Source organism: Salipiger bermudensis, from assembly GCF_019801965.1.
Lineage (GTDB): Bacteria > Pseudomonadota > Alphaproteobacteria > Rhodobacterales > Rhodobacteraceae > Salipiger > Salipiger bermudensis_A.
Genome location: NZ_JAHVIA010000006.1, coordinates 355,635 through 378,568 on the forward strand (window position 1 = coordinate 355,635; position 22,934 = coordinate 378,568).

8 protein-coding genes (1 of these 8 only partly in view) are annotated in these 22,934 nt (G+C 68.3%); all 8 read left to right on the forward strand.

The features are described from left to right. A protein-coding gene (locus KUV62_RS15435; RefSeq protein WP_222604611.1) for a beta strand repeat-containing protein crosses the window boundary here: on the forward strand, nucleotides 1–13,852 show its final stretch. The gene continues 16,325 nt to the left of window position 1, outside the view; 13,852 of the gene's 30,177 nt are visible here — the last part of the coding sequence; the start codon falls outside the window, past its left edge; its stop codon occupies nucleotides 13,850–13,852. A 77-nt stretch (nucleotides 13,853–13,929) separates the two neighbouring features. Then, a complete protein-coding gene (locus KUV62_RS15440; protein ID WP_261395690.1) occupies nucleotides 13,930–14,247 on the forward strand; it encodes a DUF3467 domain-containing protein in 318 nt (105 codons plus the stop codon). Continuing rightward, on the forward strand, nucleotides 14,247–16,133 hold the full coding sequence (locus KUV62_RS15445; protein ID WP_222604613.1) for an HlyD family efflux transporter periplasmic adaptor subunit: 1,887 nt from the start codon (nucleotides 14,247–14,249) through the stop codon (nucleotides 16,131–16,133). The genes KUV62_RS15440 and KUV62_RS15445 overlap by 1 nt, the downstream gene beginning before the upstream one ends. A gap of 6 nt (nucleotides 16,134–16,139) precedes the next feature. Continuing rightward, entirely contained in the window at nucleotides 16,140–18,281 is a 2,142-nt protein-coding gene (locus tag KUV62_RS15450; protein ID WP_222604614.1) for a PqqD family peptide modification chaperone, read from the forward strand. Continuing rightward, nucleotides 18,274–20,289 (forward strand): translocase, encoded by a 2,016-nt coding sequence (locus KUV62_RS15455; protein ID WP_222604615.1) that lies wholly within the window; start codon nucleotides 18,274–18,276, stop codon nucleotides 20,287–20,289. Before KUV62_RS15450 ends, KUV62_RS15455 begins: the two co-directional genes overlap by 8 nt. Next, nucleotides 20,286–21,032, forward strand: coding sequence for a hypothetical protein (locus KUV62_RS15460; RefSeq protein ID WP_222604616.1), 747 nt, complete (start codon nucleotides 20,286–20,288; stop codon nucleotides 21,030–21,032). The genes KUV62_RS15455 and KUV62_RS15460 overlap by 4 nt, the downstream gene beginning before the upstream one ends. Next, entirely contained in the window at nucleotides 21,032–21,907 is an 876-nt protein-coding gene (locus tag KUV62_RS15465) for a hypothetical protein (protein WP_222604617.1), read from the forward strand. Before KUV62_RS15460 ends, KUV62_RS15465 begins: the two co-directional genes overlap by 1 nt. Further along, nucleotides 21,894–22,913 carry a radical SAM protein gene (locus KUV62_RS15470; RefSeq protein ID WP_261395691.1) on the forward strand — a complete coding sequence of 340 codons (1,020 nt, stop codon included), beginning with the start codon at nucleotides 21,894–21,896 and terminating at the stop codon, nucleotides 22,911–22,913. Before KUV62_RS15465 ends, KUV62_RS15470 begins: the two co-directional genes overlap by 14 nt. The last annotated feature ends 21 nt before the right edge of the window (nucleotides 22,914–22,934 follow it).

Genomic DNA, 22,934 nt, shown 5'->3' on the forward strand with positions numbered 1-22,934 from the left:
CAACAACGCCAATCTCGGGCCGGGCTTCGGCGCGGCGGTGGCGCGTGGCAGCGTGGTCAATGACGGCACGATCCGTACGGGCGCGCAGCGCCACAAGGATCTGACGATCACCTTCGACAGCGCGACCAACAGCTTTATCGGCACCTCGACCACCAGCGCGGGCGTGCAGACCTGGACCTTCGATGCCGGCTCGATCACCGGCCCCGACAGCGCCGGCACCTTCAACCTGACGACCAATGGCCAGGAGTCGGACATTCCCTTCACGGTGCGGCTCGAGCAGGTCGAGACCACGCGCTCCGCCCAGCTCGACATCGCACGCGAGAACCTCGCGCTCTACAACGTCACCGACAATAACGGCGATCTGGTCAACCCCGACCTGGTGGCGTTCTACCAGAGCCAGATCGAGCGCATCCTCGAGGAGATGCTGGCCTTCGGCGAGGCCAACTGGCTCGACAACAACAACAACGGCGTCATCGACATCGATCAGGACGAGCTGGTGCCGCTTCAGCCGACGGTGCAGGTCATCGAGGTCGATGCGGTCTTCGCGCAGGCCGGCCTCGTCGAGATCATCACCGACCAGCTCTACGGCTCGGGCACCTTCGACACCCCGCGCGACGCCTCGATCAACATCACCAACCAGACCGCCGCCTACCTGGTGGTCAACGGGGCCGAGATCCCCGAGGTCAATGGCGGGGTCTATTTCAACAGCGTCGACGTCTCGCTGCTGAGCAATCCCGGGACCGCGATCACCGCCGAGAATGCAGAGGTCGTCGAGGAGGATGGCGGCTACTGGAGCACCATCGCCCCGAACTTCAGCTTTACCGCCGCCTCGACCACGCCTTCGGGCGGGGTCCCCGAGATCAACATCGTCATCGATTACGACGCGCTCGGCGCGGTGCTCAACGATGGCGATCTCAACACCAATACCGCGGTCTGGCCCGACCTCTTCATCGAGGGCCCGATCCTGAACCTGCGCGGCGACATCACGCTCGACAACAATTCGGGCTACGGCTCCTCCACCGGCTCGGTGATCGTCAACGCCGAGGTCAACGGCCTCGACGTGCACATCCTGTCGAACGGAACCACGATCCTCGACACCGGCGCCACCCAGGATCACCTCGCCGGCGAGCCCTATTCCAAGTGGAAGACCTCGGATCTGACCGGCGACGATTACGTCAACCGCACCGCCGGCATGCTGAACGCCGAGGCCATCGACCAGACCGCGATCGACGCATTCCTCGCCGTCGAGCCCACCGAGGCCTCGATCACCGGCGACCGGATCTACATCGAGAGCCAGTATCTCAACATCAACGGCATCATCCAGTCGGGCGAAGAGGATTTCCACGTCGTCCTCGACGACACCACCCGCGCCAAGATCGACGAGCACCGCCAGAGCGGCTCCTCGACGACCATCCTGCTGCCGACCACCAACCCCGATTTCCAGATCTATTTCGACCCGACGGCGAATGCCGGCCAAGGCGCGGTGCTGGTCACCCCGCTGCGCCCGGGCGGCGGCTATGTCGACATCACCGCGCGGGTGATGAACACCCGCAACGGCGAGATCATCGTCTATGGCGGCTATCCCGATATCGAGATCACCAACAGCATGGTGTTCGCGAACGGCTACACGCCCGAGATCATCGTGCAGGAGCTCGACGCCACCACCCGCGGCATCGGCGAGCTGATCATCAAGGACCTGGCCAAGCCCTCCGTGGGAGGCGTGCCCTACACCACGATCTACCAGGTCAACGACCAGGGCGTCGTCGAGATCAGCGACAATGGCGGCGGCTTCGTCGGTCAGGGTTCCGACAAGGAATTCACCTACGATCCGGTGGCCGGCTACCGCTATGGCTGGATGCTGGCGCAGGGCACCCGCGAGGTGCTGGTCGAGGAATGGACCGAGGGCGACTGGCTCGGCATCGACGCCTTCGCGCCGGACAGCCGCGCTCCCGACCGCACCGACAGCACCAAGACCGAGGGCGAGCTTGTCCCGGACTCCAATTACTTCTACCTCGACACCGCCAAGGATGGCGACGCCTACACCTATGACAGCGTCGAGGTGATCGGCAATGTGAACGGGCCCAACCGCACCGGCTATGACCACTGGTCGACCTGGTACGGCACCAATTACAGCTGGTTCCAGTACACCACGATCACCGACAGCGTCGAATACGTCACCCACACCATCGAGGCCGACCGCCCGGTGGGGATCACCTTCATCGGCCACGATGCCGGCTCCATCGTCGTCAATGCCGGTGCCTCCGACATCACCGTCGACGGCCCGCTGCGCAACGCCTACGGCCACACCCAGCTCAACACCACCGGGATCATCACCACCAATTCCGGCGGCGCGATCTCGGGCGAGATCGGCGGCCGCACCATCGGCCTCGCCGCCTCGGCCATCGGAACCGAGTACGAGGCCGTGCGGGTCAACCTCTCGGATGTCGAGGGCGTCACCGGTCAGCGCATCGACGCCACCGCCAGCGACGGCATCGTCAACCTCTACGAGACCTTCGGCGACCTGACGCTGGGCACGATCTCGGCGGCGGATGGCGGCTACGACGCGATCCTGACCTCGGCGGGCTCGATCCTCGCCGCCGCCACCGGCCACGGCATTACCGCCGATGCCATCGACCTGATCGCCGAGGACGGCGATATCGGCGCCTCGGCGCGCGCCATCCAGATCGACACCGGCACCCGCGACCAATCGCTGCTCACAGCGACGGCGCTGCAGGGCGCGGTCTACGTGGTCGAGACCGACGGCGACCTGCGGCTGTTCAAGATCGAGGCCCAGGGCGACGTCTATGTCGGCGTGCTCTCCGGCGACCTGCTCGACGGCAACCAGATCGAGGAGACCGACGAACGCGCCGTCTCCGAGCTGCGCGACGGTGTCTGGGGTGCCCTCAAGCTCACCGATTACGAGACCGACGAGAACGGCGACGAGGTCTATACCGGCAACGCCACTGCGAAGGTCAACGAGGTCAAGGACACGCTGGCCAACGCCAAGACCTCGGAATACCGCCAGTACTGGCAGACCCGCCTGGCGCAGATCGAGGAATACCGCCTCGATCTGGCCGAGGCCAATCCCGGCTGGGACGACGCCACGCTCGACGCCGCGGCGGCGGATTTCTACCTCACCTTCCGCCCTTCGGCCCTCGAGTACGACGCCGATCAGCTTCTGCTGCTGACCGCCGACGAAGAAGCCTATTACGAGGAGTTCTACACGGCGCAGGCGGTCTCGGAGGGCGCTGCCGACGTTCCGGCCTACGTGGCCAACGCCATCCTCACGCTGCGCACCAGCCGCACCGAGCAATACCGCAACCTCGACGCGGTCTGGGGCAGCTACACCGGCGGCCTCTCGAACCCGCTCGATCCGGATGTCTATGACGCGGCGTGGGAATACGAACTCACCGACGAAGAGAACGAGCTGATCGAAGGTTCGATCAAGATCTGGACCGAGGACGAGCTGATCAACGCCATCGGCGCGGGCCTCCTGGTGCCGGTGACCGACACCGACACGGTGATCGAGGATGCCAACATCATCGGCGCCAATGTCGAGCTCGACGTCTCGGGCCAGATCGGCGCCACCGAGGGCTTCGAGACCATCGCCATCGACCCCGACACCGAGCTCACGCCTGAGGAGCGCGTGCTGCTCTCGGCGGCCGAGCGCGACGACCTGTTCTTCCTCACCACCGACCGCTTCGCCGCCACCGTCGATTTCGACGCCGCGGCCAACACCATCACCCGCAGCTCGGGCACCTGGGACGACGTGCTCGTCGGGCAGGTCATCCAGGTCGAGGGCAACAGCGCCAACGCCACCGAGGAAGGCCCGTTCTACACCGTCACGGCGATCACCAATGGCGGCACCACGCTGCAGCTCGACAGCTCGCGCGTGCTGCTGACGGCGTCGGAAACCAATGTCGCGGTGCATGTCTCGGGCCTCGCGCTCGATCCGCGCGGCGTCGATCTCACCGACATGACCGTCGACATCTCCGGCAACACCATCACGCTGGTCAGCGGCGACGGCGATTTCTCCGACTACCGCGCCGGGATGAAGCTGATCCTGGCTGGCGACACCGAGAACGCCAACGACTACCTGTCGCTCTACGAGATCACCGCCGCCACCGCGACCACGATCACCCTGAACGGCCCCGCGCTGATCACCGAGACCGGCGTCACCCTCGACGTGAACGAATATGTCGAGCTGACCATGGTGCAGGTGCAGCTGCGCGAGGATCTCGACATCGTGGTGACCGGCCAGCTCGATGTCAGCGCCGGCGGCGAGAGCTATCTCGGCTCGGAATACGCCATCGAGCTCGGCACGCTCGAGGTTGACGGCAACCTGCGCGTCAGGGCGCAGGGCGAGCTGAGCAATGGCGGCAACAGCGCGTCGACCAACATCACTTCCGACAATCTCGTTCTCGAGGCCGGCGATGGCGGCATCGGCAGCGGTGGCATGGTCTATGTCGACCAGACCGCCGGCGCGACCCTGACGGCGCGCGGCACCGGTGACATCAACATCACCGAGCGCGACGGCGACATGAACATCAACACCGTCTACTCGGCGGGCGAGGATGTTACGCTGGTGGCGGAGGGCTCGATCCTCGACCACAACAACACCGAGTTCGTCAATATCGAGGCCGACAGCATCACCCTGACCGCACAGACCGGCTCGATCGGTGTCGTGGGCAATGCGCTCGAGGTCGAGGCGCGCGGCGATCTCGGCGACGATCTCGGCCTGCTGACCCTGACCGCCGAGGGCGATGTCATCGTCTACGAGCAGGAAGGCGACATGAACATCCGCAACGTGCTGTCGCGCAGCGGAGACGTGGAGCTCTACGCCCAGCTCTCGATCTTCGACGCTGTCGATCTCGTCGATCCGACCAATCCCGAGACGAGCACCGACGGCAACGACACCGGCTCGCGCCTCGCCGCCGACGTGCTGGCGGCGGGCAACATCACCCTGACCGCCGATCTCGGCTATATCGGCGCCTTCGGCAACGAGCTCGACATCGACAGCCGCCGCTCTGGCAGCGATGGCGTGGTCACCGTGACCAGCCGCGAGAACACCTTCCTGATCGAACAGGCCGGTGACATGTGGCTCAACACCGTCGAGGTGACGCAGAGCGACCCGCTCCTCGCCACCGCCTATCTCACCGCCGTGGTCGGCAGCATCTACAACGGCGTGCAGCCGCCCAACACCAGCAACGTGCTCGGCGGCCGCGCCTACCTGATCGCGCAGGGCGATATCGGCACCTCGGACAACTGGATCTACACCGAGATCGGGGCGTTGCAGTCGCTCTCGACCACCGGCTCCACCTATGTCGACAACCAGGGCGCTCTGACGCTGCTGACCATCGACGGCGGCGCCGGCTACGGCCAGCAATCGGGCGGCGATATCTACACCGTCGCGTCGAGCCCGATCACCATCGCCAACGACATCCTCGCCGCCGGCGACATCATCGAGACGGCGACGGAATCGGCAGCCGATAACTACGACACCTTCACCATCAATGCCGGGGTCGAGGTCCGCTCGACCGGCGGCAACATCGTCTTCACCGCCGGGGATGACCTGCACGTGCAGACCGGCGCCAGCCTGATCGCCGAGACCGGCAGCATCACCCTCAACGCTGACCTCGCCGGCTGGGAGGGTATCGGGGCCGACCTGCTGATCGACGGCGCCGTCGAGGCCCTCGGCACCGTGGCGCTGAACACCGGCGCCTGGAACGACGCGGTCACCGTCAGCGCGACGGGCTCGGTCGTCGCCGGCACCCTCGCGATCTCCACCGGCTTCGGCACGGATGCGGTGAGCATCACCGGCACCACCGAGGCGACCGGCAACAGCACCATCGACACCGGCAGCGGCGAAGACAGCGTCACCATCACCGGCGCGATGAGCTCCGCCCTCGCGACCCTCATCGACACCGGCGCCGGGATGGACCTTCTCGACGTCTCCGGCACCGTGGCCTCGGGCACCACGCTCACCGTCAACACCGGCGAGGGCGAGGATGGCCTCGACGTCTCGGGCCTGCTCATCGCCGGCAGCGCGCTCACCATCGACACCGGCACCGGGATCGACCTTCTCGACATCTCCGGCACCCTGAGCGCTGGCAGCGGCCTCACCGTCAGCACCGACGAGGGCGAGGATCGTCTGGACATCTCCGGCCTGCTCATCGCCGGTAGCGTGCTCACCGTCAACACCGGCGCAACCCGCGATTTCCTCGACATCTCGGGCGATTTCGTCTCGGGCGGCAGCATCGCCATCGCGCTCGGCGGCGGCGATGACCAGATGGTGCTCACCGGCGGCTTCTCCGCCGCGTCCACGATCCTCGTCGAGGGCGGCGCGGGGGCGGATTCCGTCCGCTTCCTCGACGCCACCACGATGACCGGCCATGTCACGCTGCTCGGCGGCTCGGAGGATGATTTCGTCGAGATCGTCCGTCTCGTCAGCCAGGACCGCAGCACCGACAGCTTCCTGATCGACGGCGGCGACGGCTCCGACGCGATCCTGCTGCAGACCCACGGCTCGGTCGGCGGCGAGCTTGTCGACTACATCATCGACGTGGTCGACACCGGCGGACCGCTCGACGCGGACACCATGGTGGTTGTGGGCACCGAGGATGACGACGTCTTCCTCAGCCGCTCCAATTTCTTCGCGCTGCTGCATGGCGATATCGACCAGATGCGCGGCGACGATCCGACCCGGCCGCAGACCGTCGAGCGGATCAACTACGACCGTGCCATCAACGGCCGGGTGACGCTGCTCGGCGAAGCCGGCAATGACAGCTTCATCGCCGATGACAACGCCGCGATCATGACCCTCGATGGCGGCATCGGCGACGACAGCTTCCAGTTCGGCCAGCTCTTCGGCAACGATCCCAACAGCGGCAGCGCCGAGAACGGCATCGCGCCGGGCGACGAGATCAATGCCGTGCTCACCACCCGCGGCTGGCTCTCGGACGGCATCAGCTTCGCCACCGTCGCCTTCGGCGGCGAGGGCCAGGACAGCTTCACCGTCTATGCCAACCGCGCCCAGCTCAAGCTCGAGGGCGAGAGCGGCAATGACGAGTTCACCGTGCGGGCCTTCCTGCTCGACAGCGATGGCAGCTCGTCGCTGCAGGACCAGACCGAGCTCAACGCCGGCAGCGGCGACGACCTGATCCGCTACAACATCAACGCGCCGCTCGATATCGACGGCGGGGCGGGCTTCGACAAGGTCGTGGTGCTGGGCACCGAGGCTGACGACGCCTTCGTCATCACCGAGGACGGCGTGTTCGGCGCCGGGCTCAACGTGTCGCTGTCGAATACCGAGGAGCTGCTCGAGGTCGACGGTCTCGAGGGCGACGACAGCTTCTTCATCCTGTCGACCTCCGCGAACTCCGTGACCCGCGTCATCGGCGGTCTCGGCTCAGATACGTTCGACGTCACCGGCGATGTCACCGAAGAGATCGTCTCGGCGGATCTTGCCGGGCGCTCGGGCCTGATCAACCACCAGGCCAGCAGCGTCGATGACGATTACGACCAGACCTTCATCGAAGGGCTCGGCACCACCGTTGCCGACGGCAACCAGGGCGCCATCTTCATCAGCCAGGAGGTGGCGGGCGACGCGACGCAGGGCGAGACACTGGTGAGCGAGACCGCCGGCGCGCGGACCGATATCTATTCGATCCGCCTGACCGACGTTCCGACCGGCGTGGTCTATGTCACCGTCTCGGCGACCCGCGCCTCGAGCGCCGACCGCAACCTCGCGGTCCCCGCCGTGGCCGAGGGCACCGCGCTCAGCTTCGCGCAGGGCGGCAGCACGCTCACCCGCGACAGCGGCAGCTTCCTGGACGACGGCTTCGATACCTACCAGTCGATCCGTCTCTCGGGCACCACGGACGGGGATGCCGATGGCGTCTACAAGATCGTCTCGGTCACCGCGACGGAGATCGTGGTCGAGGAGACCTTCGCCATCGCCGCCAACGGCGACGCCGGCATCTCCCTCACCGGACAGGAGGCGGATTCCGTCCTGCTGAGCGACAACGGCAGCGATTTCGCCGAGAACATCGTGCTGGCCTTCGATGCCAGCAACTGGGACCAGGCCCAGACCGTCACCATCAAGGCGCTCGACGATGCCGCCGCCGAGGGCACCCGCAACGTGGTCATCAGCCACTCGGTGCAGTCGGTCGACCCGGCCTTCGATGCCGCGCAGGTGCAGAACCTCGTGGTCGAGGTCCGCGACAACGATCTCGCCGAGCTGCAGATCACCGAGACCGGCTCCGAGACGCTGGTGCTCGAGGGGGCGCAGGGCATCACCGACAGCTACGCGCTGAAGCTCTCCCGCGCCCCGGCGGCGGGCGAGACGGTGACCATCACCCTCACCGACAACTCGAACTCCGGTGACCTGAGCTTCAGCCAGACGGTGTTCACCTTCGACGCCTCGAACTGGAGCGTCGCGCAGAGCGTCACCGTCACGGCCACGGCCAATGACGGTGCCGAGAATGCCGAGCGCATCATCGTCACCCACACCGTCAGCAGCGACGGCCCGACCTATGCCTCGGCCAGCGCGCAGGATCTCACCCTCACCGCCATCGACGGCGACACCGCCGGCGTGCTGATCCAGGAGACGCAGGGCGACACGGTGGTGATCGACAGCGCCGACGATGCCTATGACGAGACCGACAGCTACACCGTGCGCCTGACCAAGGCGCCCACGCAGGATGTCACTATCTCGATCTTCGACGACGGCCAGACCCGGATCGTGCCCGGCGGGCGGGTGTCGCTCGTCCCGCTGGCGGACGAGACGCTTACGGTCAGCTTCGTCGAGGTCGAGGACGGCGCAGATTACATCGAGCGCAGCGACGGGCAGAGCTGGGCCGACAGCGGCTTCGGCTCGGGCCAGACGCTCGACATCTCGGGCAGCGGCGACAATGACGGCGCGGTGCTGATCGGCGCGGTCTCGGCGGATGGCACGCGGCTCTACGTCTCGGGGGGCAAGAGCCTCACCGACGAAAGCGGTAGCGCCACCTTCACCGTCACCGCGGCGCAGATCACCTTCACCACCGACAACTGGCACGAAGAGGTCGAGGTCACGCTCGAGGCCGATCCCGACTACGTGCCCTCCGAGACCGATTACATCACCAAGGTGTTCCCGGCCGAGGAGCACACCGCCTCCAAGGTCTTCGGCCCGCTGATCATCGAGGGTGCGCCGACCGAGGACCGCACCCTGCTGGCGCCGGTGATGCTGCCGACCGAAAGCGATCCGGGCCCGATCGAGCTCGAGATCGTCACCGACGAGACCGAGCAGAACGACCGCGTCAACATCTTCAACGACACCGACGTCACCGGCGCGGCGGGCTACATGACCACCACCACCCTGCCCGACGGCAGCGAGCGGCTGCTGGTCAACGGGCTAGGCATGGGCACCGGCACCGTCGATTTCGACGAGAGCATCGCGCAGGACGGCTCGGAGATCGTCAGCTACGCGCAGGGCATCAGCATGAACAACGTCGAGATCGTCGACGTGCTGCTGGGCGACGCGGATGACGATTTCACGGTGCTCGCCACCAACACCTTCTCCGACAATACCGTCGACCTGCCGATCACCGCGATCCACGGCGGCGGTGGCTCCGACGAGATCACAGTGCTGGGCGGCGGCGGACCCGAGAGCCTGCTGGTGATCTATGGCGACACCGACACCTACGGCGCGCGCTACGATTATCTTGGCGGCGCGCCCACCGGCGGCGGGCTGGTGTTCGACGGCTGGGAATACCCCGAAGACCACGGCGACCTGATCGACGCCTCGGCCATCGGCACCGCCGGCCAGCTCGGACTGGTGATCTATGGCGGCATCGGCAACGACACCATCATCGGCTCGCTGGGCGACGACCACATCGCCGGCGGCAGCGGCAATGACGACATCTCGGCGCTCTCCGGGGCCGATCACGTCTACGGCGACAACGGCTTCACCGTCGACCTGCTGCTGCGCGACCTCGTGGTCAGCGACGACATCGTCACCACCCCCGCGCTCGACAGCGCCGACACCCGCCTGCCGGGCAGCGACAGCATCGACGCGGGCGCTGGCGACGACATCGTGATCGCCGATCTTGGTGTGATCGAGCAGGTCGCCGGCACCCAGCGCATCGTCACCACCGGCGCGGTGATCCGCGTCACCACCACCCGCGACGCCTTCGGCGGCAATGACGAGATCCTCTCGGGCCTCGGCAACGACATCGTCCTGGGCGGCGCGGGCAATGACAGCGTCACAGACACCGGCGGCGCCAACATCGTGGTGGGTGACAACGGCACCGTCGACATGGTGGTGCTCGACGGCGACGAGACCGACATCGACCACATCTTCACCGAGACCCCGGCGGTGGCCGGCAACGACACCATCACCACCGCCGCGGGCACCGACGTGATCCTCGCCGGCACCGGCGATGACGAGATCGACGCGGGCGACGGCGAGAACATCGTCTTCGGCGATCTCGGCGAGGTCGTTGCCGAGGCCGCGTTTGATGCGCCGCAGCTCGCGGGCTTCGCGATGACCATCGCGGCAATCCGCAGCCAGACCACACTTTCCGGCGGCGACGACACCATCCTCACCGGCGCCGGCGGCGACGTGGTGCTGGGCGGGCTCGGCGACGACGGCATCGACGCCGGACAGGGCGCCAACCTCATCTTCGGCGACAATGGCGAGCTGCTTACCGGCACCGGCGCGGCAAATCTCGGCGCGCTGCCGCTCGAGCTTCTGAGCGCCATCACCCTGACCGAGGCCAATGGCGGCGACGACACCGTGACCACCGGGCTCGGCGAGGACATCATCCTCGGCGGCGCCGGCGGCGACACCATCACCACCGACATGGCGGACGATGCAGGCGGTATCGACGGGGCTGATATCGTGCTGGGCGACGTGGGGAGGGTGACCTGGGTCAACATCGGCGACGGCACCACCGATCTCGCGCAGGAAATCGAGACGACTGACTGGCGCTACGGCGGCGACGACGTGATCTCGACCGGCGCCTCGAACGACCTGATCATCGGCGGCACCGGCGGCGACCGCATCCTCGCGGGCGTCGGCAACGATCTGGTGATGGGCGATCACGCCCGCATCGCCGGCGATATCGACGAGACCGCCCTGCCCCTGACCCTCGGGGTCATGCCCTTCGACGTTTCGGCCACCTTCACCGGCGGCGACCGGCTCGGCGGCAACGACACCGTCTTCGCGGGCGCCGGGCAGGATCTCGTGATGGGCCAGCAGGGCGACGACTGGCTGTTCGGCGAGGCAGGCGATGACGACCTGATCGGCGGCCACAACGTCGACACCGACAACGAGGGCGCGCTGGCCCATGATGGCGACGATGCCATCGACGGCGGCGCGGATGATGACGTCATCCTCGGCGACAACGGCCTGATCTACCGCACCGGCGACAGCGTCGACGCGCGGATGCGGGCGCTCGACGGCACGCTGCTCTACGGCATCGGTGGCGCCGATGACGCGCAGGCGATGATCACCGCGACCCACATGGCGAACCCCGACGGGACGCAGCAGCGCGCCATCGAGCTCTTCGATCATTCCGATGTCGAAGACCCGGCCGAATATGGCGACGACTACATCGCCGGCGGCGCAGAGAACGACGTGATCTTCGGCCAGCTCGGCAATGACGTGATCCAGGGCGACGGCTCCATCGATCTCGACAGCGACGGCAACGCCGATCCCGGCGCCGTGGGCGCCTCGCGCGATACCCTGCTCACCACCCTTCCCTCGGTCGACGATTTCGCAGGCCAAGGTCGCGATGGCGACGACTACATCGAGGGCAATGGCGGCGAGGACGTGGTCTTCGGCAACCTCGGTCAGGACGACATCATCGGCGGCAGCTCGAGCCTCTTCGCCGGGCTCGCCGGTGACGAGAGCTTGCGCCCGGACGGTGCCGACCTGCTCTTCGGCGGCTCCGGCACCGCGGCGTCGCGCAACGATCTCGGCGACGATGGCATCGACGGCCATGCCCGCGATGCCGACGTGATCCTCGGTGACAACGGCAACATCTACCGCATCGTCGGCACCAACGGCAGCGACAGCGGCACCTATCTCGGCTTCAACTACGATACCTATGGCGGCGAGCGGATCATCGTCCGCGCCGTCGAGCTGATCGACTACACCGAGGGCGGCCCGGATTACGATGCTGCGGCGCTTTCGGATAACGGCGGCGATGACGAGATCCACGGCGAGGCCGGAGATGACAGCATCTACGGCCAGATGGGCAGCGACGCCCTGTTCGGCGACGGTCAGAACGACGACCTGATCGGCGGCTGGGGCAGCGACTGGATCTCGGGCGGCACCGGCACCGACGGCGTCATCGGCGACGACGGCCGGATCATGACCAGCCGCAACTCCACCAGCTACGGCGAGGATCTCTACGGCGTCGCGGCGCTCGCCAGCACCGACGACCTGATCACCGGCCCCAACAGCTTCAACTTCCGCTACATCATCAACGTGGACCAGCAGCTGAAGAAGTCGGTCAACCTGACGCCCTTCAACCTCGATCCCGCGGCGACGCAGGACAAGGAGTTCACCCCCGCCTATGCCGATGACGTCATCTTCGGTGGCTGGGGCGACGATTTCCTGCATGGCGGCGCCGGTGACGATGCCATCTCGGGCGCCGAGGCCCTGCCGCTTTCGGAGAACCCGCAGGCGATGGACGGCACCATCGTCTCCTGGGATACCCCGGTGAACCCGGGCGGGCTTCTGGCCTACGATCCCACGGTGGAGGAGTTCGCGCATTACGACGAGAACAACCCGCGCGCCAAGATTACCCCGAACGGCGGCACCTTCTTCCTCAACCACGACGCCTCGGAAGGCCCGGTCGATGCGCGCAGCTCGAACGGCGTGACGACGGATGGCGATGACGTGATCTTCGGTGGTCTCGGCAATGACGCCATCACCGGCGGCACCGGGCGCGACCGGATGTATGGCGGCTATGGCGACGATTGGCTCAATGCCGACGACGTGCTCGAAACCGCCGGCGGCAGCAACGACGACACCGATACCGACGAGAGCTACGAGGACTACGCCCTCGGGGGTGCCGGCCGCGATGTGCTGATCGCCAATACCGGCGGCGACCGGCTGCATGACTGGACCGGTGAGTACAACAGCTTCATCGTGCCGTTCCGTCCCTTCGGCGCGCCCACGGTCAACCGCCTGATGGCCCCCGCCGCGATCGAGTTCTGGTATCTGCTGGGCGAGAGCGACGGCGCCGATCCGACCCGCGCGCTCGACACCGGCAGCGATCCGGCCCGCTTCGGCGAGCCCGAGGGCGAGCTGGGCATCGTCACCCAGTCGGATCCCGACTGGAGCGACACCCACGGCGCCCCCGCCGACCCGCAGCCCGGCAACGGCCCGGCGCAGCGCGACGTGCGGGTGACCGCCGCCAGCGGCGACGGCAACGATGCCCGCTCGGAGACCGCGGATTACGGCGGCGGCAGCGCTCCCGCTGCGGCCAGCGCAACGGCACCGACCGCCCCGGTCTCGGCGGAGCGCGCCACCCTGCCGGAGATTCAGTCTGCCATCGCGAGTTCGGAGATCCAGATCACCTTCCACGCCTCGCAGGCCAGCAAGAATCTCGGCAAGGGCTCCTACACCTACGACGCGGAGCTTGGCGAGTTCGTCAAGGACGTCACCTTCAAGACCACCGCCGACACCCCGGCAGACTCGGCCTATACCCTGCTCGACGAGGACGGAGCGTTGTTTGCTTACATCGATAGCAAGGGCGGTCTCTGGGTGATCGATGATCTGCTGGATAATGAGGGCGGTCTTGCCGATGATGACGAGGACGACTGGATCTTCGTCACCGATTACCAAACCGCCTACTGACAACGGCACGGATCCACACGGCACGCATGGCGGCCCCCGCAAGGGGCCGCCTTACGCACCAAAGGAGGGAGGACCATTTGGCCAAGGACGAGAACGGAACCACGCCCCCGGTGAGCGAAGGCGGCGAGAGCCGCAGCTCCACCGTGGTCTGGAACGACGAGGCGATGCAGACCAGCTTTGCCAACGTGGTGAACGTGCAGGGCACGCGCGAGCAGGTCGAGGTGTTCTTCGGCACCAACCGGAGCTGGAACCCCACCGATACCGGGCCGCTACGGGTCGATCTGACCAACCGGATGATCATGACCCCGTTTGCCGCAAAGCGCCTGCACCAGATCCTCACCGGCGTGCTGCGTGAATACGAGGCCCGCCACGGCATCCTGAAGGTCGAGGACTGATGGAGGACGGGCTGGGCATTCCCGGCTCGGCGCAGCACCAGACCGAGGCGCGGATCGTCCGCGAGGCGGGCCCGTGGCGCCGGCTCAGCCGCGCCGAGGCGCTCGACGAGGCCGCCCGCGCCTGGGCGCCGCTGATGATGGCGCAGGTCGATGGCGCCGAGGGCACCGCGGTGTTCCTCGCCGATCCCGATGGTGGCCGGCCGCGCGCGGTGGCCAACTGGCCCGAGTCGCGGATGCCCTCGGCGATCCTGCTCGCCGCCGCCGAGGCCGCGCTCGACAGCGATCGCGGCGTGGTCCGCGGCGCGGTGGGCGACGATGGCCGCCCCTCTGGCGGGCTGGTCGCGCTGGCGACACCGCTCACCGTCGAGGGCCGCACGCAGGGCGCGGTCGGGCTCGAGATCCTGCCCGAGGATGCCGCCGAGCTGCGCGCCGCGATGCGCAGCCTGCAATGGGGCGCCGCCTGGATGCGCGATCTCGTGCGGCGCGAGGCGATGCAGTCCGACCGGCAGCGCTATGACCACGCCATCGAGGCACTCAACGTGGTCATCGCCGTGGCCGAGCGCGAGGACATCGCCACCGCCACCCGCGCCGCCGCCACCGATCTCGCCACCCGCTTCAGCTGCGACCGGGTCTCGATCGGGTTTCGCGGGGTGTTTTCCACCAAGGTCGCCGCGATCTCGCACTCGGCCCAGTTCGGCAAGCAGATGGCGCTGGTCCGTCTGCTCGGCGCGGCGATGGACGAGGCCATCGACCAGCGCGGCCCGGTGCTCTGGCCCGCCGAGGACAGCGCCGATCCGGTCGCCGCGCATCGCCATGAAAAGCTCGCCCGCGCGCAGAATTCAGGCCATGTGCTTACCGTCCCGCTTTACGCGATGGGCCATTTCATCGGTGCCGTGACCTATGAACGCCCCGCCGAAACGCCCTTCACCCAGACCGATCTCGAGATCCTCGAAGCGGTCAGCACGGTGATCGCGCCGGTGCTCGACGAGAAGCGCCGCAACGACCGCTGGCTGATCACCAAGGCGGGCGTCGCGCTCGGTCAGCAGTTCACCCGGCTCTTCGGCCCCGGCCATGTCGGGCGCAAGCTGGCGCTGCTGGTGCTGGTCGGGCTCGGGCTCTTCGGCTGGTTCGCCACCGGGCCCGACCGGATCTCGGCCGAGGCGCAGGTCTCGGGCCGGGTGCAGCGCACCGTGGCGGCGCCCTTCGACGGCTTCATCGCCGCGGCCTTCGCCCGCGCCGGCGATCCGGTCGAGGCGGGCGCGGTGCTGGTGCAACTCGATGACCGTGATCTCGCGCTCGAGCGCCTGCGCCTGGTGACCGAGCGCCAGCGTCAGCTGATCGAGTATGACCGCGCGCTCGCCGCCCGCGACCGCGCCGAAACGCAGGTGCGCCGGGCCGAGATCGCGCAGGCCGAGGCCGAGATCGCGCTGATCGACAAGCAGCTCGAACGCACCCGGCTCACCGCGCCCTTCGACGGGTTGGTGATCTCGGGCGATCTCAGCCAGAGCATCGGCGCCTCTGTGGCGCGCGGCGATGCTCTGCTATCGATCGCGCCGCCCGGAGATTACCGCCTGACCCTCGACGTCGACGAGCGTCGCATCGCCGATGTGCGCCCCGGCCAGGCCGGCGCGCTGGTTCCGACCGCGTTGCCGGAGCAGAGCTTCGGCTTCGAGATCACCAAGATCACCCCGGTCGCCGAATATGCCGACGGCGCCACCACCTTCCGCGTCGAGGCCGCCTTCACCGGCGCGCATCCCGAATTGCAGCCCGGCATGGAGGGCATCGCCAAGATCGACACCGGCGAGACGCGGCTGGTCGAGATCTGGGCCCGCCCGCTGATCGACTGGGCGCGGCTGTGGGCGTGGAAGTGGCTGCGGATCGGGTAGACGGCGATGGTGCAGAGCTTTCTTTCGCAGGACTGGTATCGCGTCGCGCCGCTGCGGCCGCGGCTGCGCGGCCATGTCGAGATCCACCGCCAGCGCTTCCGCGGCCAGACATGGTTCGTGGTGCAGGACAGCCATTCGGGCCGCTATCACCGGCTGAGTCCGGCGGCCAACCTGATGCTCTCGCTGATGGACGGGCGGCGCACGGTACAAACGCTCTGGGAGGCCGCCTGCGCCCGGTTCGAGGATGACCCCCCGAGCCAGTCCGAGGTGATCCGCCTGCTGGCGCAGCTGCACGGCGCCGACCTGATCACCGGCGACGTCCCCCCCGACATCGCCGAGATGGGACGCCGGCACCACGATCAGGCGCGCAAGTCGCTGATCGCGCGGCTGCGCAACCCGCTCGCCATGCGCCTGCCGCTTTTCGACCCCGATGCCCTGCTCGACCGCACCGTGGCGCTGGTGCGCCCGGTCTTCACGATCTGGGGTTTCATTGCGTGGCTGATGCTGGTGCTCGCCGGGGTGACGCTGGCCGCGCTGCACGCGGAGGAGCTGCTTGGCGGCGTCATCGACCGGGTGCTCTCGGCCGAGAACCTGCTGCTGGTGGCGCTGGCCTTTCCTCTGGTCAAGGCGATCCACGAGCTTGGCCACGCCTATGCCACCAAGGCCTGGGGCGGCGAGGTGCACGAGATCGGGGTGATGTTCCTAGTGTTCATCCCGGTGCCCTATGTCGATGCCTCGGCCTCCGCCGCCTTCCCCGAGAAATGGCGCCGCGCCGTGGTGGGCGGGGCCGGCATCATGGTCGAGCTGGCCCTTGCCGCGATCGCGATGATCGTCTGGATCAATGTCGAGCCGGGGCTGGTGCGCGCCTTCGCCTTCAACGTCATGCTGATCGGCGGGGTCTCGACGCTGTTTTTCAACGGCAACCCGCTGCTGCGCTTCGACGGCTATTTCGTGCTGATCGACGTCATCGAGATCCCCAATCTCGGGCAGCGGTCGAACAAGTATTTCTGGTTTCTTGTACAGCGCTACCTGCTTGGCCTGCGCAACACGCAATCCCCGGTCACGGCCAGGGGCGAGCGCGGCTGGTTCCTGTTCTACTCGATCGCCGCCTTCCTCTACCGGGTCGGCATTTCGATCACCATCGCGCTGCTGGTGGCCTCGAAATTCTTCTTCATCGGGGTGCTTCTGGCGATCTGGTCGCTCTCCAACGTCTTCCTCTTCCCGCTCTGGAAGGGGCTCAGCTTCCTGTTCACCGCGGGCTCGCTGCGGGGCCGCCGACTGCGCGCCATCGCGATCTCTGGCGGGCTCGCCGCTGCCGTGGTCGCGGCGATCTTTGCCCTGCCGGTGCCGCACCGCACGCTCGCCTCCGGCGTGGTCTGGCTCGAGGACGACCAGATCCTGCGCGCCGCCACCGATGGCTTCGTCGCCGAGACCCCGGTGGAGCAGGCCAGTGTCCGCGCCGGTGCCGAGCTGCTGCGCTTGGAGGACCCGATCCTCGATGCCGAGCGCGCGCTGGCCGCCGCGCGGCTCGCCGAGATGCGGCTCAAGCTCGCCGCCGTTGCCGCCTCGGACCAGGTGCAGGCCAAGCTCCTGCGCGAGCAGGTGGCGCATCTCGAGGGCCGGCTGAAGCTATACGACGAGCGCGCCGCGGCCCTCACCGTCACCGCCCCGCGCGCCGGCATGGCGCTGATCCCGCAGGCCGGCGACCTGACCGGGCAGCTGATGCACAAGGGCGCGGTGCTGGGCTACCTTCTGCCGGACGGCACCACGCGCTACCGGGTGGCGGTGCCGCAGCAGACCGCCGAACTGGTGCGCGCCACCGATCATGTCAGCCTGCGGCTCGAACGCCAGCCCGGCGTCGAGATCGAGGCGAGGATCGTCGGCCTCTCGCCCGAGGGGATCAACCGCCTTCCGTCGCCGGCGCTCTCCACCGAAGCGGGCGGGCCCTTCGCGCTCGATCCGGAGGATCCCGACGGCAACCGTACCGTCCAGAGCCTGTTCCTCTTCGATGTCGCCACCACCGCGCCCGGCGCCCTGCCCTTCGTTGGGGAGCGCGCCACCGTGCGCTTCGATCATGGCGACGCACCGGTCGGCTTCCGTCTGGGCCGGGCGCTGCGCCAGCTGTTCCTGAAGCGCTTCAATGTCTGATCTCGCCGCCTCCCGCCCCGGTCCGCGCCTGACCCTGCCGCGCATCGCGGGCTATTCCGAGCGCCCCGAGAGCGAGGAGGGGCAGCTCGACCGGCTCGGGCGCAAGCTCATCGGCCTCGGCATGGCGCGCACCGCCGGGCTGCGCCGCCATCGGCTCGACGCCATCATCTCCGAGACCGCCCGCCACGAAGCGGCGCTGGCGCCGCTGACCGACGCCGAGCTGCGCGCCGCCGCCGAGGCGCTGCGCGCGCCGCTGCGGCTGGCGCTGGCACAGGGCGTGCCAGACGCGAGGCTGCTCGGCCCCGCCTTCGCGCTGCTGCGCGAGGCGGCGGAGCGCACCCTCGGGATGCGCCATTTCGATGTCCAGCTTCTCGGTGCCTTCGCCATGCTGCGCGGCGCGGTGGCCGAGATGCGCACCGGCGAGGGCAAGACGCTCTGCGCCACTCTGGCGAGTTGCACCATGGCGCTGGCCGGCGTGCCGGTGCATGTCATCACCGTGAACGACTACCTCGCCCTGCGCGACCGCGACCTGATGCGCCCGCTCTACGATTTCCTCGGTCTCTCCACCGGCGTCGTGCAGGCGGGCCAGCAGGAGGCCGAGCGCGCGCAGATCTACCGCGCCGACATCGTCTTCGGCGCCAACAAGGAGATCGCCTTCGACTACCTGCGCGACCGCATGGTGCTGCGCCGCAACCCCGGCAACCTGCGCCGCAAGGTCGAGCGGCTCTCGGCCGAGGGGCCGGGCGCGGTGCTGCGCATGCGCGGGCTGCATTTCGCGCTGATCGACGAGGCGGATTCGGTGCTGATCGACGAGGCCCGCACGCCGCTGGTGATCTCAGGGACCACCGATGTCGCGCGCAACCAGGACCCGGAGTTCCTGCAACGCGCGCTGCGGGCGGCACGTCAGCTCGACGAGGGCAAGGATTACCGCATCCATCCCAACGAGCGCCGGATCGAGATCACCCCCAAGGGCGCCGAGCGGCTCGAGATCATGGGCGAGTATGGCAGCGGGCCGTTCCGGGTCGCGGTGATCCGCGATCACGCGGTGGTGCAGGCGCTGTCGGCGATCCACCTCTTCCACCGCGACAACGATTACGTGCTGCGCGACGGCAAGGTGCAGATCGTCGACGAGAACACCGGCCGCATTCAGGAAGACCGGAGCTGGTCCGAGGGGTTGCACCAGATGATCGAGCTGAAGGAGGAGGTCGAGCCGACGGAGCCGCGCGCCACCCTGTCGCGGATCAGCTACCAGCGGGTGTTCCGCCGCTACCAGCGCCTTGCGGGCATGACCGGCACCGCCAGCGATGCGGCCTGGGAACTCTACTCGGTCTACGGGCTCGGGGTGATCCGCATCCCGCCGCACAAGGGCGATCGGCGCAGCTTCGGCCGCGACCGGATCTTCGCCGGCGAGGCCGACAAGTGCCGCGCCATCGCCGCGCGCACCGCCGAGCTGCACGCCAGCGGAACGCCTGTGCTGATCGGCACCCGCTCGGTCGGCGCCTCGGAGCGGATCAGCGCCGAGCTTGCCCGGGCCGGCATCTCCCACCAACTCCTGAACGCGGTGCAGGATGCCGACGAGGCGGCGGTGGTGGCGCGCGCCGGGCAGCGCGGCGCGGTGACGGTGGCGACCAACATGGCCGGCCGCGGCACCGACATCAAGCTCGCCCCCGGCATGGCCGAGCTCGGCGGTCTGCACGTGCTGCTGACCGAACGCCACGACAGCCGCCGCGTCGACCGCCAGCTCGAGGGCCGCTGTGGCCGGCAGGGCGATCCGGGCCGGATCGAGCGCTTCCTGTCGCTCGAGGACGAGCTGCTCGGCAGCAAGGGCGCGCGCTGGAACCGCCGCGCCGCGCGGCTGCTGCGGCCCTTCGGGCCCGGCGTGGCGGCGCTGGCCTTCCGCGCCCGGCAACGCCGGGTCGAGCGGATGCACGGACGGATGCGGCATGACCTGCTCGCCGCGGATCGCGGACTCGGCAGCCTGCTGGCGGTCTCGGGAGAGGCGGAATGACCCCCGAGGCGCGGCTTTCCGAGGTGCTCGCCCGGGTCGAGCGTCCGCTGCTCCGGGAATACTCGGTCAAGGCCATCGGCGACGAGCTGCGTGACGGCCGCTTTCTCGTGAGCTTCCCGCGCGGCGCGCTCGGCCCCGGCCCGTCGCGCGGCTTGAGGGCCATGCTTGCGGATCTCGGTGCTCCGGCGGAGGGCGTCGCGCGGCTCGATCCGCTGCAGTCCCGCGCCGCGTCGCTGCATTTCGGCTACGAGCCCGAGGCGGATGGGCCGGTGCTGAAATGCTATCTCGAGTTCGCCGATGGCGACCGGCCCGAGCCCGGTCTCGCTTTCCTCGCTCTGAAATGGCGTGGCGACGGCGCGTACGCCCTGAGCGAATACCGCGATGCCGGGCCACTCGACGCGCCGGCGCTGGCCGCGACGATCACCTCCGCGCTGCCCGAGGGGCCGGTGCGCGAGGCGCTGCTGACCCTCGCCGCGATCCCCGCGCCCCAGCCCCTCACACTGCTCGAGGTGACCGAGCCCGGCAACCCGCGCCGCTCGCTCGACCTCAACCTCACGCCGTTGCGCGCCAGCCTTGCGGAGCATGCCGAGACCCTCGCCCGCCTGCTCGGACGAGCCTCCGTCCCGCTGCTCGAGCGGGAGGCGCAGCGCCCGCTCGGCCATGTCGCCGCCGGCACCGCCCGCGACGGGCGGCCTTTCGCAACGCTCTATTACGGCGCGCATCGCGTCCGGGGGTCGCTGTGATGGCCGGACAGACCCCCGCGGGCCTCTACCGCGCGCGCCGCGCCGATCCGTGCCTCGATTTCTGCCTCTGGCCCTACGATCCGCCGGCGCTGCCGAACCGCGACAGCTGGCAAGGCGCGGCGCTGCTCTACCACTCCTTCGCCGTCGCAGGGCTGCCGCCGAAGATGCGGGAGATCTGCGACGCGCTGATCGCCGCCAACGGCCCGTTCCGCACCGTCTGGGGCCTGAAGCACGCCGGGGGCCGGCTGAGCTGGGAGTTCTATTTCTACGATTACGCCCGGCTGGGCCGCCGCTTCGACACCCTCGCCCTGCACCGCGCCATCGGTCCGCTCGTGCCGATCACCGCGCCGCTCAGCGGCGACGACCGGCCCTACTTCATGTTCTCCGTCGAACTCACGGCCGAGCAGCTGCAGGGCGGCGCCATCGACCAGATCGACCTCTATATCGGCAATCCCGGCAGCAGCGTCTCCTCGGGCATCTGCTACGGCCTGACGCAATCCGGCTTCGAGATGCGCAACTTCTACTTCTTCTTCGACGCGCTCCGCGAGGCCGACGCCATCCGCGCCAAACTCGCCGAGACCGCGCAGATGGCGCAGCCGGTCGCGCTCGAAGACTGGCTGTGGCCCGAGATCACCGCGCAGACCGTAGTGGTCGCCAACAAGCGCCACGCGGACGGGGTGTATTTCTCGCGCATCCCGGCCGCACAGACCCTGCTCTGCCTCGACCGGCTGGGCTACCCAGAGCCCATCCGCGACTTCTTCCGCGCCAACCTGCACCGTTTCGGTCACCTGCTCTTCGATATCGGCTACGATTGGGAGCCCGCGCCGGAGGGCGGCGTGCGCTACACCAAGGGGAGCGTCTATGGGATCCTCTGACCGCCTCGGCCCCGACGCCGCGCTCGCGGCACGGCAGGCGCTCGACCTGCCCGGCGTGCGCGCCGGGGTGACCACCCCCAAGGCCATCGCGCCGGGAGAGCGGCTGTCGCTGCGCGATCACGACGACTATGTCAGCGTGACGATGGAATTCCGCTGCAATCTCAAATGCGTGCACTGCATGATCGAGGGCACGATGGACCGGCTTCAGCCGACGCCCGCGCCGCTCTTCGACAAGGTTCTGGAGGAGCAGCGCGCGCATCGCCGCTGGCGCGGGCTGATCCTCACCGGCTCCGAGATCACCCTGCGTGCGGACCTTCCCGATCTTGCCCGCGCCGCCCGCGCGGCGGGCTTCGAGCGGGTGCGCATCCAGACCCACGGCGTGCATCTCGCGCGGCCCGGCTATGCCGACCGGTTGCTCGAGGCCGGGGTGAACGAGTTCTTCGTCTCGGTCGCGGGGGCGGGCGCGGCCAGCCACGACGCCATCACGCAGGTGCCCGGCGCGTGGGACAAGATGTTGGCGGGGATGGAATATCTCGACCGGCAGGAGGGCGTGCGGCTGCTGACCAACACCGTCATCACCCGCCTGTGCTACCGCGAGCTGCCCGGGATCGTCTCCGCGCTGAGCCATCTCGAACGCCTCGTGCAAATGGAATTCTGGAACTTTTTCCCGATGGCCGAGCGCGACGACAAGCGCCTCGCGGTCGCCTTTCCCGAGCTGATGCCGCCCCTGCGCGAGGCGATCCTCGCCGCCCGCGAGGCGGGCCGGTTCGTCGAGGTCAAGAACGTGCCCGAATGCCTGATGGGCGAGCTTTCCGACGCGCTGGTCAACGCGCAGCCGCTGCTGATGATCGATCCGGCCTTCTGGCAGGAGTTCGACCGCAATCAGTTTCACCGCTGCCCGCACCGCGCCGCCTGCAGCTCGACCGAATGCCTCGGCCTGACCCCGGCCTATATCGCTCGCTTCGGAGACGAGGCCGATCAGCTGCATCCGTTAATTTCTGATTGAAATTTTCTTTTCTCGCTCACG